This window comes from Kitasatospora sp. NPDC085879, assembly GCF_040686255.1.
GTDB lineage: Bacteria > Actinomycetota > Actinomycetes > Streptomycetales > Streptomycetaceae > Kitasatospora.
In genome coordinates this window covers 362017-376044 of the sequence record NZ_JBFBJZ010000001.1, presented here as the reverse complement: position 1 = coordinate 376044, position 14028 = coordinate 362017, and the positions used below count along the sequence as shown (strand labels likewise).

The 14028-nt window shown below is 75.9% G+C and carries 9 protein-coding genes and 1 pseudogene; 3 read left to right on the top strand and 7 right to left on the bottom strand.

All coding sequences use genetic code 11. From position 1 onward, the window contains the following. Positions 1-97 precede the first annotated feature (97 nt). The 5 genes and pseudogenes from AB0P35_RS01690 to AB0P35_RS01670 all read right to left on the bottom strand — a co-directional run. Positions 98-577 (bottom strand): annotated as a pseudogene (locus tag AB0P35_RS01690) (winged helix-turn-helix domain-containing protein); the annotation flags it as partial. 834 nt (positions 578-1411) lie between these two features. After that, positions 1412-2032, bottom strand: a complete 621-nt coding sequence (locus tag AB0P35_RS01685; protein WP_095872237.1) for an ATP/GTP-binding protein — start codon at positions 2030-2032, stop codon at positions 1412-1414. After that, complete coding sequence (locus AB0P35_RS01680; protein WP_306454378.1) at positions 2013-2507, bottom strand: DUF742 domain-containing protein; 495 nt, start codon at positions 2505-2507, stop codon at positions 2013-2015. Before AB0P35_RS01680 ends, AB0P35_RS01685 begins: the two co-directional genes overlap by 20 nt. Then, positions 2504-2923, bottom strand: coding sequence for a roadblock/LC7 domain-containing protein (locus AB0P35_RS01675; RefSeq protein WP_095872239.1), 420 nt, complete (start codon positions 2921-2923; stop codon positions 2504-2506). The genes AB0P35_RS01680 and AB0P35_RS01675 overlap by 4 nt, the downstream gene beginning before the upstream one ends. Next, positions 2920-5577, bottom strand: a complete 2658-nt coding sequence (locus AB0P35_RS01670) for a nitrate- and nitrite sensing domain-containing protein (RefSeq protein ID WP_363504941.1) — start codon at positions 5575-5577, stop codon at positions 2920-2922. Before AB0P35_RS01670 ends, AB0P35_RS01675 begins: the two co-directional genes overlap by 4 nt. Positions 5578-5942: 365 nt before the next feature. Between AB0P35_RS01670 and AB0P35_RS01665 the strand changes: the two genes are divergently transcribed. Then, entirely contained in the window at positions 5943-7763 is a 1821-nt protein-coding gene (locus AB0P35_RS01665; RefSeq protein ID WP_363504938.1) for a long-chain fatty acid--CoA ligase, read from the top strand. Positions 7764-7811: 48 nt separating this feature from the next. Here the strand turns inward: AB0P35_RS01665 and AB0P35_RS01660 are convergent, their stop codons facing one another. Both AB0P35_RS01660 and AB0P35_RS01655 read right to left on the bottom strand, forming a co-directional pair. Continuing rightward, positions 7812-8609, bottom strand: a complete 798-nt coding sequence (locus tag AB0P35_RS01660; protein WP_363504935.1) for an SGNH/GDSL hydrolase family protein — start codon at positions 8607-8609, stop codon at positions 7812-7814. A 222-nt stretch (positions 8610-8831) separates the two neighbouring features. Further along, the gene (locus AB0P35_RS01655; protein WP_218835711.1) at positions 8832-9431 is read right to left on the bottom strand and encodes a hypothetical protein; all 600 of its coding nucleotides are present in this window, start codon (positions 9429-9431) and stop codon (positions 8832-8834) included. Between the two features lie 273 nt (positions 9432-9704). On the opposite strand from AB0P35_RS01655, the gene AB0P35_RS01650 reads away from it, so the two are divergent. Together AB0P35_RS01650 and AB0P35_RS01645 are read left to right on the top strand one after the other, a co-directional pair. Then, positions 9705-10877, top strand: a complete 1173-nt coding sequence (locus tag AB0P35_RS01650; RefSeq protein ID WP_363504931.1) for an exonuclease SbcCD subunit D — start codon at positions 9705-9707, stop codon at positions 10875-10877. After that, on the top strand, positions 10874-14005 hold the full coding sequence (locus AB0P35_RS01645; RefSeq protein WP_363504928.1) for an SMC family ATPase: 3132 nt from the start codon (positions 10874-10876) through the stop codon (positions 14003-14005). Before AB0P35_RS01650 ends, AB0P35_RS01645 begins: the two co-directional genes overlap by 4 nt. The last annotated feature ends 23 nt before the right edge of the window (positions 14006-14028 follow it).

Here is a 14028-nt window from a genome sequence, read left to right as displayed (position 1 = left end):
GGAAGTTCAGGTAGGAGCGGGACGGCGTCGGGCCGCGCTGGCCCTGGTAGCGCGAGCCGTAGCGCGCCGAGCCGTACGGGTGCTCGGCCGGCGAGTCGTACTTGTAGCCGACCCGGCGGACGGTGACGATGCTGTCCCGGTGCGCCGCGCCGAGCTTGCGCCGCAGCCGCGCCACGTGGACGTCGACGGTGCGCCCGTCGCCGACGTGGCCGTAGCCCCAGACCGCGGTGACCAGGTGGTCGCGGGTGTGCACCCGGTGCGGGTGCTCGGTGAGGTGGGCGAGCAGCTCGAACTCCAGGTAGGTGAGGTCGAGCTGGATGCCATCGACGTGGGCGGTGCGCCGGTCGGTGTCCACGCTGATGCCGTGCGCGGCCGGGCGGCCCGCGGGCTGCGGCTCCTCGGCCGGCTGCGCGGGGACGGCCGCGGCGGCGGGTGCGGCCTGGTCGGCGGGCACCAGCAGCAGGTAGCCGACGAGCGGGTGGCCGGCCGATCCGCCGAGCTCCGCGCCGTACTGGGCGAGCAGGCCCTGCGGCAGGGCGGACGGCGGCAGGGCGACCACGGTGGCGCCCTCGGGCAGGCCCGCGGGCAGCGGCGTGACGGCGGGGCGGACGGCCGCCTGCCGCTCGGGTGCCGCCGGCCGGCCGCGCTCGGGCGCGGCGGTGGTGGCGTGCGGGGTCGCGGTGGTGGTCGGGTACCAGCGCTCGCCGCCGCCGGGGACGGCGGCCACCGAGCGGACGGCCCGCAGGTGCGGGGTGGCGGTGGTGACGGTACGGGTGGCCGTGGAGGTGGAGGACATGGTGGGCTCTCTTCGCGCGTGACGGGATTCGGGTGGTCGTCGTCTGCGCGTCGGGCCTTGCGCGGAAGCGGAACTGACGGTCGGCCAGTCCGCTCGCAAGGGCGGGACGCGCGCTACGCGGTCCGACAGGTCCGGTCGAAGAGGTGCGGTTGGCGGGACGGCCAGAACGGCTCGAGTTCGGGGCGGAACGGGTCCACGGTCGGGTCTCCGGGTGGGCGCAGGGCGGAAGGAGCCGGACGGCCGTCAGATGCGCGGCCCGGCGGAGGGGTTTCGGGGACGGAGGCGGCGCCGGGGCGACCCGGGCCGGTGGGGGTCCGTCAGCGACAGCAGGCGCTGCAGACGAGCGCCTGGTCGATGTGGCGGCGCGCGGTGAGCGCCGGCACGGCAGGGGCGGGCAGTGCCGCGCTGCGGAACGCGTCTGCGGTCACGTCGACTGCCTCCTCCCCCGGGGCACGGCGCCGGGCGGCGCAGCGTGCAACGGGGACGAGCCTTCCACGGCCGGAGGGCCGGAGGCAACCCCGATGACCTCGCCGTCCGCCATCCGGGACCCTTTCGTCCCACGATCCGGACAGCCCGGTGAAACGGCCTGCTGACGGGCCGGTGGCGGACGGGCCGTCAGCCCCGCGCCGTCCCGGCGACGTCGAGGCCGGCCAGCCCCGCGGCGTGTTCGACCAGCCGGATCAGCAGTTCCTTGCCGTCGTCCCGGCTGCGCGCGTCGCACAGCAGCACCGGGATGCCCGGGTCCAGGTCGAGGGCGCCGCGGACGTCCTCGGGGGCGTACACCTCGGTGCCCTCGAAGCAGTTGACGGCGACCACGAAGGGGATGCCGCGCTGCTCGAAGAAGTCCACCGAGGGGAAGGAGTCGGCGAGCCGCCGGGTGTCGGCGAGTACCACGGCGCCGAGCGCGCCCTGGGCCAGTTCGTCCCAGACGAACCAGAACCGGTCCTGCCCGGGCGTGCCGAAGAGGTAGAGGGCGAGGCCGGGGCGCAGGTCGATCCGGCCGAAGTCCATGGCGACCGTGGTGCTGCGCTTGGTCTCGACGCCGGCGGTGTCGTCGACCGGGCGGCCGCGCTCGCTCAGCTGCTCCTCGGTGCGCAGCGGCCGGATCTCGCTGACCGCCCCGACCAGGGTGGTCTTGCCGGCGCCGAAGCCGCCGGCGACCAGGATCTTCAGGGCCACGGAGGACCAGAGGGCGGCGCGGGCGTCCGCCGGGACGTCAGAGTGCACGGAGGCCATTGATCACGTCTCGCAGGAGTTGCTCGTCGGGGCGCTGGGCGAGCGGCACGGGCCGGGTCACGGTGATCAGCCCGGCGTCGTTGAGGTCGCCGAGCAGCACACGGACGATGCCGACCGGCAGGTCGCAGTAGGAGCCGAGCTCGGCGACGCTCAGGGGCTCGTCGCGGCAGAGCGCCAGCAGGGCGTGGTGGGTGGCGTCGAGGGCGGGTGCGTCGTCGGCCCGTCCTTCGGCGTCCGTGGCGCGCACCAGGGAGATGAGGTCGAAGAGTCCCTCGTCGACCGGTCTGGCCGCCCGTCCCCTGGTCACCGAGAACAGCCGCACCACGGGCCCCGCGTCGTCGTCGAACCAGCGTTCCTCCGCGGCGGTGCGCGGAGCGAACAGGTCGACCTCGGGCCCGCTGTCGTAGGGGTCGTCGTACGGGTCCTCGTGCGGGGCCCGCGGTGCGTCGTCCTCGTCGGCCATCCCTCGGCTCATCTCTCCTGGGGGGCGGTCTCGGTCCGGGGCTCCGCGGCCAGGTGCTCGCCGACCCGCTTGACCAGCAGGGCCATCTCGTAGGCGATCTGGCCGACGTCGGTCTCGGCGTCGCTGAGCACGGCGAGGCAGCTGCCGTCGCCCGCCGCGGTGATGAAGAGGAAGGCCTCGTCCAGCTCGACCATGGTCTGCCGGACCCCGCCGACCCGGAAGTGCCGGCCGGCGCCCTTGGCCAGGCTGTGGAAACCGGAGGCGACGGCGGCGAGGTGCTCGGCGTCCTCGCGGGCCAGGCCGCTGGAGACGCCCGTCGCCAGGCCGTCGCTGGACAGGATCACCGCATGCCTCAGGGTCGCGACGCGGCCCACCAGGTCGTCCAGGAGCCAGTTCAGGTCTCCGGACGGCTGTGTCGTTGCGGTCATTTCTCGGTTCCTTCCGCTGGGGCGGGTGGTGCGGGTGGTACGGGGTTTCCCGGACGTACGGGGTACAGCTGGGGCCGCGGGCGCGCGGCGGGCAGAGCAGGTGGGACGGGTGCAGAGGGTAGCGCCACCCGGGGCCGTACGGGACCCCCGACCCGCGGAGACACGGGAACCGGCGGCTCCGGCGTGTCCGGGAGGTCCGGCACGACGGTCAGCGAGGCGGGCTGCAGGCGGTCGCCGCGGCCCCGTGCGAAGCCGCGCTGGAAGGAGGCGAAGGCGGCCCGGGCCTCCTCCGGCGAGCGCTCGCGGACGGGCTCGGCGGCCGGCCGGTCGCCGGCCTCCCGCAGCTGGGGGGCCAGGCTGGCCTGCCGGACGCGCTTGGGCAGCAGCCCGCCCGCGACCGGCGCGGCGCTCCCCGCGGGCGCGGCGGGGGCCGCGGCAGCGGGCCGTGCGGCCTCCTCGGCCGGCGCCGGCTCGGCGGGGGCGTCCGGGCGGCGGTGCCGGCCGGTGCCCACCTCCTGGTCCGGGACGGACGCCGGGCCGCCGGGGCGGCGGCGGGGCAGGCCGCCCGGCGTGGCGGCCGGGTCGGCGGCCGAGGGCTTCGGTCCGCCGTTGATCCGCGGGGCGCTGCGGGCCCGGGCGCCGCGGCCCGCCGCGGCGGCGCCGGACCCCGCGGCGCCGGCCCCGGCGGGGACGGCGGCGGGAGCCGGGCGGGCCGGCTCGGCGGCGGGCCGGCCGGAGAACTGGTCCGCCATCACCTCGTTGGCGTCGGCGAGCAGCTCGCGCGGGATGAGCACCACGGCGGTGGAGCCGCCGTACGGCGAGGGCCGCAGGTGGACCCGGATGCCGTGCCGGCGGGCCAGCCGGCTGACCACGAACAGGCCGAGCCGGTCGGTGTCGGCGAGGTCGAACTCCTGCTCCACCGCGAGCCGCTGGTTGATCTCCTCCAGCGCGTGCTCGCCGAGGCCGAGGCCGCGGTCGTCGATCTCCAGGCAGAAGCCGTGCGCGACGACCTCGCCCTGCACCGTGACCTGGGTGTGCGGCGGGGAGAAGACCGTGGCGTTCTCGATGAGCTCGGCGACCAGGTGGGTGACGTCGGCGACCGCGCTGCCGAGCAGGCCGGTGCCGGGGAACGGCCGGACGATCACCCGGGCGTAGTCCTCGACCTCGCCGACCGCGGCCCGCACCACGTCGACCATCCGGACGGGCTTGCGCCAGGCCCGGCCCGGGGAGCCGCCGGAGAGGATGATCAGGCCCTCGGAGTGCCGCCGCATGCGGGTGGTCAGGTGGTCGAGCCGGAAGAGGTCCTCCAGCTCCGTCGGGTCCTCGGTGCGGCGCTCCATCGCGTCCAGCAGGGTGAGCTGGCGGTGCAGCAGCACCTGGCTGCGGCGGGCGAGGTTGACGAAGACCGCGGCGACGCCGCGGCGCAGCTCCGCCTGCTCGACGACGGCCTCGACGGCGACCCGCTGGACGTCGTGGAAGGCCCGGCCGACCTGGCCGATCTCGGCGGGGCCGAACTCCAGCTCGGGTGTCTCGGCGGCGACGTCGACGCTCTCGCCGCGGCGCAGCCGCAGCATCATGTGCGGCAGCCGGGCGCCGGAGAGCTCCTGGGCGGCGTTGCGCAGCGCGATGAGTTCGCGGACGTGGCCGCGGCCGATCCGGTAGGAGATGAGCACCGAGAGGACGACGGCGATCAGGCCGATCACACCGGCGACGGCGCCGCGGACGATCTGGTTGACCGCGTACGAGTTGGCGCGTTCGCCGATCCGGTCGGCGAGCCGGGTGTTCAGGTCGGCGTAGGAGGAGAGCACCGGGGTGGCCGCCTCGCGCCACGGGTCCTTGGGGTTGGCGTGGACGGCGGCGGCGCGCTGCACGGCGGAGTCGAAGTTGGCCTCGGCGGCGGCGAGCGCCATCCACGGGTCGGAGCTGCGCAGGTCCGCGTAGTCGCGCTGGTCGATGAGGTCGAGCTCGCCGGCGTAGACGCTGAACAGCGCCTGCTGGGAGTGCATGTTGTCCAGCGCCACCTGGATCATGTCCTCGTCCGGCTTGGCGGTCACCCGCAGCGCCTGCATCGCCGCGGTCTCGGCGGCGAGGTACTCGCGGGCGCGGACGAGCTCGGTGAGCAGCATGGTCTGGCGGGGCAGCTGGCCGCCCTGGCGGCCGGCGAAGGAGGAGCGGAACGGGAAGACCGTGTCCACCAGGTCGCCGTAGGCGAGCAGCTCGTGGTTCCAGCTGACGACGTCGCGGCCGGCCTGGCTGCGGATCGCGGGGAGCTGGTCGGCGGCGGTGAGGATGTCCTGGTACTTGGTCCGCTGCTGGGCGTCGAGCCGGTCGAAGGCGGAGGTGTCGCTGAGGTAGCGCAGTTCGCGCAGGCTGCGGTCGGTCGCGGCCTGGGCGTGCTCGAAGGCGTCCTTGTCGGCCTGCGAGCCGGGTTCGGCGAGGCGGAGGACGGCGGTGCGCCGTTCCTCCTGGAGATCCAGTGTGTAACGGTCGACAGGTTTGACGAGGTCATGAAAAGCTGAGCTCACGTCGAACTGGCTGCGGACGTCCCCGGTGGTGACCAGGGTCGCGTAGACCCACAGCCCGGTGAGCGCCACGATGGGCACCATGAGCAGCGCGATGATCTTCGCGCGGATCGAGCTGCTGCGCAGACGCATGGAGTCCTCGGTCGGGATGGAGCCAGGCGCGGACAGGGTGCGGTTCGGCGGGTGGTCGCGCCTCCCCGATCGGGCATGGGTGTCCCGGCGAAGGGGCCGGGCGGTCGGATCTGCGTGACTCTACACCGCGCTGACCACCCGTTCGAAGGGTCGCACCCATCCCCGACGGTGCCTGTCCGATTGTTCCGGGATTGCTCCCCGGGCGAACCCTCTTTGCTGTCACCGGGGGGTGCACGCGGTGCCGATCGCGCCGGGGCCGCCTCGGCCTCTGGGCAGCGCCGGGGGGCATCCGGTAGCTTCGCTGGCGATCCGTCCGCACGGTCGGGCAGGCCGGCCAGGCGGGAACGACGGGGATCGGGGGCGGTGTGCGCGAGGTCAGCAGCCCCGCCCTGTCCGAGCCGGCCGCGGGCGGGCTGGCCGATTCGGTGTTCGACACGGCCGAGCAGAACCCGGGGCTGATCCAGCTCTCCCGGCTGGTCGACGGGGTCTGGCAGCCGGTGACGGCGCGGCAGTTCCGCGACGACGTGCTCGCCCTCGCCAAGGGGCTGCTCACCCGGGGCGTGCGCTACGGCGACCGGGTCGCCGTGATGTCCGGGACCTGTTACGAGTGGTCCCTCTTCGACTACGCGCTCTGGGCGGTCGGCGCCATCCCCGTCCCGGTCTACCCGACCTCGGCGCCGGAGCAGGTCCGCTGGATCCTCGCCGAGACGCAGGCGGTGGCCTGCGTGGTGGAGCACGAGGACCACGCGATGACGGTCGGCGCGGTGTGCGACGCGCTGCCCGAGCTGACCGGCATCTGGCAGCTCGACCGGGACTGCGTCGGCACGCTGATCGAGGACGGCCGGGGCGTGCCGGACTCCCTGGTGCACCGCCAGCGCCTGGGCGTGACCGCGGAGAGCATCGCCACCGTCATCTACACCTCGGGCACCACCGGCCGTCCCAAGGGCTGCCTGCTGACCCACGGCAACTTCGCCGCCGAGGCGGACGCCCTGCTGGACGGCTGGGACGAGATCTTCCGGGACACCGGCGGTGCGCCGCCGGCCACCCTGCTCTTCCTGCCGCTGGCGCACGTCTACGGCCGGATGGTGCAGGTCGCGGCCGTCCGCGGCGGCATCCGGATCGGCCACCACGGCCAGCTCTCCACCGACAGCCTGCTGCCCGCCCTGGAGTCCTTCCGGCCGACCTTCCTGCACGCCGTGCCCTACGTCTTCGAGAAGATCTACCAGCGGGCCAGGGAGCGGGCGGAGGAGGCCGGCAAGGTCGAGCTGTTCGACCAGGCCGCGGAGACGGCGGTCGCCTGGGCCGCGGCCCGCGAGCGGAAGGCGCTCGGCCGGGGCGCCGGGCCGAGCGCGGCCCTGCGGATGCGGCACGCCGCCTACGACCGGCTGGTGTACCAGCGGCTGCGGGCGGTGCTCGGCGGCCGGGTGCGCAACATCATGTCCGGCGGCTCCACCCTGGGCCGCGAACTCGGCCTGTTCTTCGCCGGGGCCGGCATGACGGTCTACGAGGGGTACGGGCTGACCGAGACCACCGCGGCCGTGACGGCGAACCCGCCGGGCCGGCCGAAGTTCGGCACGGTGGGCCGGCCGGTGCCCGGGGCGGCGGTGGCGATCGCCGAGGACGGCGAGGTGTGGGTGCGCGGCGGCACGGTCTTCTCCGGCTACCTGAACCACCCGCGGTGCACCGAGGCGGCGCTCGTCCAGGGCTGGCTGGCCACCGGCGACATCGGCGAGCTGGACGAGGACGGCTACCTCACCATCACCGGCCGCAAGAAGGAGCTGATCGTCACCAGCAGCGGCAAGAACCTCGCGCCCGGCGCCCTGGAGGAGCGGGTCCGCGCCCATCCGCTGGTGGCCCAGTGCCTGGTGGTCGGCGACAACCGTCCGTACGTGGCGGCGCTGATCACCCTGGACGCCCAGGCGCTGGCGCACTGGCTGAAGCTGCGCGGCCGGGAGCAGCTGGACGTGTGGGGCGCACTGGCCGACACCCAGCTGCACGGGGAGGTCCAGCGGGCGGTGGCGGCGGCCAACACGGCCGTCTCGCGGGCCGAGTCGATCCGCGCCTTCCGGCTGCTGCCGAAGGAGTTCAGCGCCGAGGACGGCCTGCTGACGCCCTCGCTGAAGATGCGGCGCGGCGCGATCCTGGCGTACTACGCCGGGGACATCGAGGAGCTGTACGCGCCCTGACGGCCCGCCGCGCCGCGGGGTACGCGGGCGCGGCGGGCCGGTGGGGGGTCAGGCCGCGGCGCTGAACGACGGCAGGTAGCCGCCGGACTGTCCGGCCTTGTTCGGGTGGTAGCTCTCGTCGACGGGCAGCGTGGTGCTGTTCAGCCACTGGGTGGCCGAGCCGCAGATCTCGTGCTCGGTGAAGATGCTGCGGACGTCCTTGAAGGTGAACCCGGCGTCGGCGGCGCGCTTGGCGATCACCGAGTCGAGGGTGTCGGCGGCGCCGTTGATCGCGGCGCGCTTGGTGTCGCCGATGCCGAAGATGCAGTTGCCGCCGATCTTGTAGAGGTGCGGGTAGCCGAGCACCACGACGCGGGCGTTGGGGGCCTTGTTGCGGATCGCCGAGTACACCGCGTCGAGCTGGCCCGGCAGGGTGGTGGTGGCGTAGGACTTCGCGGTGGCGACCGCGCTCAGGCAGGAGCTCTCGGAGTTGAGCACGCAGGTCTGCATGGTGCTGGCGAATCCGGCGTCGTTGCCGCCGATGGTGATGCTGACCAGTGTGGTGCCGGAGCTGAGGGCGGAGAGCTGGTTGTTCAGCACGTCGCCGGTCTTCGCGCCGGAACAGGCCACGAAGCTGAACGAGGTGGGGGCGTTGGCGTTCTTCCAGAGGTACGGATAGGCATTGGTGCTGCGCTTGCAACTGCCGCTGTCACTGGTGTAGCTGCCCGCCCCGACGCCCGCGGAGTACGAGTCGCCGAGGGCGACGTACCGGGCTCCGGCGGCCGAGGCGTCGGTGGCGGTGAGGAGCGTGGACAGGGAGAGCGCGAGTGCCGTGGCCGCGACGGGCAGGACTCTGGCTCGAGGCATGGGGGTACCTCCGGGTGGGGGGGTGAATGCGATCCGGAAGTGGGGGTGACCCGGATCACACTGTTGTGATACCAGGCAGTAGCCTCGCCGGATAGTGCCCATGCCAAAGTTGTTGACGGACCGGCAGATGTGGCACCGTCATGTCATCGCGGTGCCATCGGAAATTCGGTTGAATACCTTTTCTGGGAAAATGATTGACGGATCGTCAAGGATTCCTGGGAGTCACCCGAAGAGCACGCAGCCGGCCTGCGGGAGCTCCTCGATGGTCTCGTTCGCCGCCGCCGGCACGCCGAGGTGCGCCACCGCCGCGGCCACCGCCGCGCGCGCCTGACGGACCCCCTGCGCGCCCCAGCCGAGCAGCTCCACCGCCAGCCCGGGCGCCACCAGCAGCCGCCGGTAGTGCCGGCCCGAGGCCGGGTCAGGCAGCGACGGGCCGACCCGGCGCAGCGCCGCCGCCATCCGCACCCGGGCGCACTCGTGCCCGCCGTTGGCCGAGCCGACCCGGTCGTACAGGTAGCCCAGGTACCAGGGGCGGCCGATCACGGCCTGCGCCTCCTCGCCGGCCTCCCGGGCGAGGGCGGCGGCCGGGTCCCCGGCGTCCTCCGGCTCCAGCGAGCCGCCGGGCAGGCTGACGATCCCGTCCTTCGGGTTGACCAGGGTGAGCACCCGCCCGTCCGGGGCGAACAGCCAGCCCCAGGACTGCTTCACCGGCAGCCCCGCCGGCACGTCCTCGCCGGGCCGCCACGGCCAGCCCGCGATCGGCCGGCGCCGGACCCTCCCGAGCAGGTCGGCGATCTCCGCGCTGTACTCGATGCGGTTCACGCGTGTCCCCTCCGGTCCCGGGCCGCCGGCGCGCCCGGTCGGCGGCCGGGGAGCGGGTGCGGCGGGCCGCCGCCCGCTCCGACTGTTGATCTTCCCCGAACATCCGGTCGATGAACAGCCCTGACCGCCGCCCGGGGCACACCCGGAACACCGCCGTGGCCGCGCCGCGACCCTACCGCCCGTCACCGACGGTCCGCCCGGCATCACGGATCGGCATCGGCCGAGGCGGTCGGGGCCCCGAGCTGTCGGTGCCGCCCGTTATGGTCGGTGACCATGCGACTGCTGCATACCTCCGACTGGCACCTCGGCCGCTCCTTCCACCGGGAGAGCCTGCACGACGCCCAGCGCGCCTTCCTCGACCACCTGGTGGCCGTGGCCGAGGCCGAGCGGGTGGACGCCGTGCTGGTCGCAGGCGACGTGTACGACCGGGCGCTGCCCGGCCTGGAGGCGGTCGCGCTCTTCGACGACGTCCTCGTCCGGCTCGCCCGGCTCGGCGTGCCGACGGTCTTCATCAGCGGCAACCACGACTCCGCCCGGCGGCTCGGCGTCGCCGCCCGGCTGATCGACCGGGCCGGCATCCACCTGCGGACGGATCCGGACGGCTGCGCGGAGCCCGTGCTGCTCGCCGACGGGCACGGCCCGGTCGCCGTCTACGGCCTGCCCTACCTGGAGCCGGCCCTCGTCCGCGAGCGCTTCGGGCTGGCCGGGGGCGGCCACGAGCAGGTGCTCGGCGCCGCCATGGACGCCGTCCGCGCCGACCTCGCCGCCCGCCCGGCGGGCACCCGGGCGGTCGTCCTCGCGCACGCCTTCGTCACCGGCGGCGCCCCCAGCGACAGCGAGCGCGACATCACCGTCGGCGGCGTGGCGAGCGTGCCCGCCGCGGTCTTCGACGGCGTCCACTACGCCGCCCTCGGCCACCTGCACGGCAGCCAGCGGCTCGCCCCGCACCTGCGCTACAGCGGCTCCCCGCTCGCCTACTCCTTCTCCGAGGCCGACCACCGCAAGACCATGTGGCTGGTCGAGCTGGCCGCCGACGGCTCGATCGCCGAGGAGCGCCGGATCGACTGCCCGCAGCCCCGCCGGCTGGCCCGGCTGCGCGGCCGGCTCGCCGAGCTGCTGGCGGCCGAGGAGCACACCTGGGCCGAGGACTGCTGGGTGCAGGCCACCCTCACCGACCCGGCGCGACCCGCCGAGCCGATGGAGTCGCTGCGGCGGCGCTTCCCGCACACCCTCCAGCTGCTCTTCGAGCCCGAGCCGGTCGAGGGCGACCGGCACCCCTCGTACGCGGCCAGGGTCAGCGGGCGATCCGACCTGGAGATCGCGGAGGGCTTCGTCCGGCACGTCCGGCCGGGCAGCACGCTCGGCGCGCACGAGCGCGACTGGCTGGCCGAGGGCTTCGAGGCCGTCCGCCGCGAGGCCGAGCTCGCCCGGGAGGCCGCCCGATGAGGCTGCACCGGCTCACCCTCACGGCCTTCGGGCCGTTCGCCGGCACCGAGGAGGTGGACTTCGACCGGCTCGCCTCGTCCGGGCTCTTCCTGCTGCGCGGCGCGACGGGCGCGGGCAAGTCCAGCGTGCTCGACGCGGTCTGCTACGCCGTCTACGGCGAGGTGCCCGGCGCCCGCCGGGGCAACCCGCTGCGCAGCGACCACGCCGCACCGGGCCTGCTCACCGAGGTCCGGCTCGACCTCACCCTCGGCAGCCGGCGGCTGGAGATCACCCGCAGCCCCGAGCAGCAGCGCCCCAAGCTGCGCGGCACCGGCACCACCACCGAGAAGGCGCAGACCCTGCTGCGCGAGTGGGTCGCCGACACCGGCGACGGCGAGCCCGGCTGGCGGGCCGTCAGCCGCTCCCACCAGGAGGCCGGCGAGGAGATCCGGCGGCTGGTCGGCATGAGCCGGGAGCAGTTCTGCCAGGTCGTCCTGCTGCCGCAGGGCGACTTCGCGCGGTTCCTGCGGGCCGACACCAAGCAGCGGGCCGAGCTGCTCGGCCGGCTCTTCGACACCCAGCGGTTCGGCCAGGTCGAGCGGTGGCTCGCCGAACGCCGGCTCCGCCAGGAGGCGGCCGTCCGGGACGGCCGGCAGCGGCTGCGCGACCTCGCCGCCCGCGCCGAGGAGGCGGCCGGTGCGGGCGCCGAGCCGGCCGACGGCCTGGTGCCGGCCGAGGACGGCACCGCGGCGAGCGCCGCCGGGCTGGTCGACGGCGTGCTCGGCTGGGCCGCGATCCTGCGCTCCCAGGCCGCCGAGCAGCGGGCGGTGGCCGACGCCGCCCTCGACGCGGCCCGGGAGGCCCAGGCCGGGGCGGACGGGCGGCGGCGCGCCGCGGACACCCTCGCCGAGCGGCAGCAGCGGCACGCCGCGGCGGTCCGCACCGCGCTGCGGCTCACCGAGGAGGGCGCGGCGCTCGGCGCCGAGCGCCGCGTGCTGGCCGCCGCCCGGGCCGCACTGGGCGTCGAGTCGGCGCTCCGGCTGCGGGCCGCCGCCGAGCGGGCGCACGCCGCCGCGGCCGAGACCGAACGGGAGCGCCGGGCGGCCCTGCGGCCGCTCCTCGGCGCGGCGGTGCCGGTCCGTACGGGCGGCGGGGCGGCCGGCTCCGGCGGCACCGGCGGGGTGCTGCTGCCGCATCAGGGCGGCCCGGCCGAGCCGCCGCCCGCCGAGGCGGACGCCGCCGCGCTGGCCGCCGCCGAGCGCCGGCTGCGCACCGCGGTCGGCGAGCTCGCCGCGGGCCGCGAGGCCGAGCGGCGCCACGGGGCCGCGGGCCGCGAGGAGACCGAACTGGCCGGCCGCCGGGACGCCGCCGAGCAGCTCGTCGAGGACGCCCGGGAGTGGCTGTCCGACGCCGACGACCGGATGAAGGAACTGCAGACCCGGCAGGCGGCCGCCGAGGCCGCCGCCGAGACGGTGCGCCGGCTCGACGAGCGGCGGGCCGAGCTGGCCGGCCGCCGGGCCGCCGCGGACCGCCGGGACGCGCTGCGGGCCGACCTCGCCGGCGCCGAACGGCAGGAGCTCGACCTGCACGCGCAGGCGCTCGCCGCCCGCGGGCGGGTGCTCGACCTGCAGGAGCGCCGGCTCGCCGGGATGGCGGCCGAGCTCGCCGGTGCACTGCGCGCGGGCAGCCCCTGCCGGGTGTGCGGCGCCGCCGAGCACCCCGCCCCGGCCGTGCCGGGCGAGGGCCAGGTGACGGCCGAGGACCAGCGTGACGCCGCCGCCGCGCAGGCCGGTGCCGAGCAGCGCCACGAGGCGGCCCGCCACCGGGTCGGCGAGCTGCGCACGGCCGAGGCGGCGGCGCTCGCCGTCGCCGGGGAGACGGGATCGGCCGAGCTCGCCGAGGCACTCGCCGGGGTGGAGGGCGAGCGGTCGGCCGCCGTCCGGCAGGCCGACGGGCTCGGTGCGGCCGTCCGGACGATCGAGCAGTTCACCGCGGAGCGGCGCCGCCGCGAGGAGCAGCTGCGCGCGGGCGGCGCCGACGCGGCCGCCGCCGACGCCCGGCTGCAGGACCTGGCCGCCGAGCGGAACCGGCTCGCCGCGCAGATCTCCGCCGCCCGCGGCGACGCCCCCTCGGTGGCGGACCGCGCCCGGCAGCTGGAGGACGCCGCCCGCGGGGTGGCCGCGGCGCTGACCGCCGTGCACGCGGCCACGGAGACGGCCGCCCGGCTGGCCGAGGCCGAGCAGGAGCTGCTGCGGGCCACCGCCGAGGCCGGGTTCGGCAGCCCGGAGGAGGCCGGCGCGGCGGTGCTGCCCGCTGCCGACCGGGCGGCGTTGGAGGCCCGGCTGGACGCGCACGACCGGGCGGTGGCGGCGGTCGAGGCCGAGCTGGCCGGGCCGGAGCTGGTGGCGGCGGCCGCCCTGCCGCCGGCCGATCCGGCCGCGGCCGGGGCGGAGCAGGCCCTGGCCGCCGACCGGTTGCAGCGGGCCGCCTCGGAGGCGGGTGCCGCGGAGCGGCGCTGCGCCGCGCTGGCCAGGATCGGCGCCGAGCTGGCGGAGCTGGCCACGGCCCTTGCCCCGGAGCTGGCCGAGTTCGGCCGGATCAGCCGGCTCGCCGCCCTGGTGGCCGGTGCCCCGGCGGAGAACGCGCTGCGGATGCGGCTGGAGTCGTACGTACTTGCGGCCCGGCTGGAGCAGGTCGCCGCGGCGGCGAGCGCCCGGCTGGTGCGGATGTCCGGCGGGCGGTACACGCTGGTGCACAGCGACGGCCCGGTCGCGGGCACCAAGCGCTCCGGTCTCTCGCTGCGGGTGGTGGACGCCTGGACGGGCCGCGACCGGGACACCGCGACGCTGTCCGGCGGCGAGAGCTTCTTCGCCTCGCTGGCGCTGGCGCTGGGCCTGGCCGACGTGGTGACGGACGAGGCGGGCGGTATGCCCCTGGACACCCTCTTCATCGACGAGGGCTTCGGCAGCCTCGACGAACAGACCCTGGAGGAGGTCATGGACGTCCTCGACGGGCTGCGCGAGCGGGACCGCGCGGTGGGCATCGTCAGCCATGTCGCCGACCTGCGCGGCCGGATCCCCTCGCAGCTGCTGGTGCGCAAGCACCGGCACGGCTCGACGCTGGCGATCGCCGCCCGCGAGGACGCCTGACACCGCCCCGGCTGCCGGGCTGC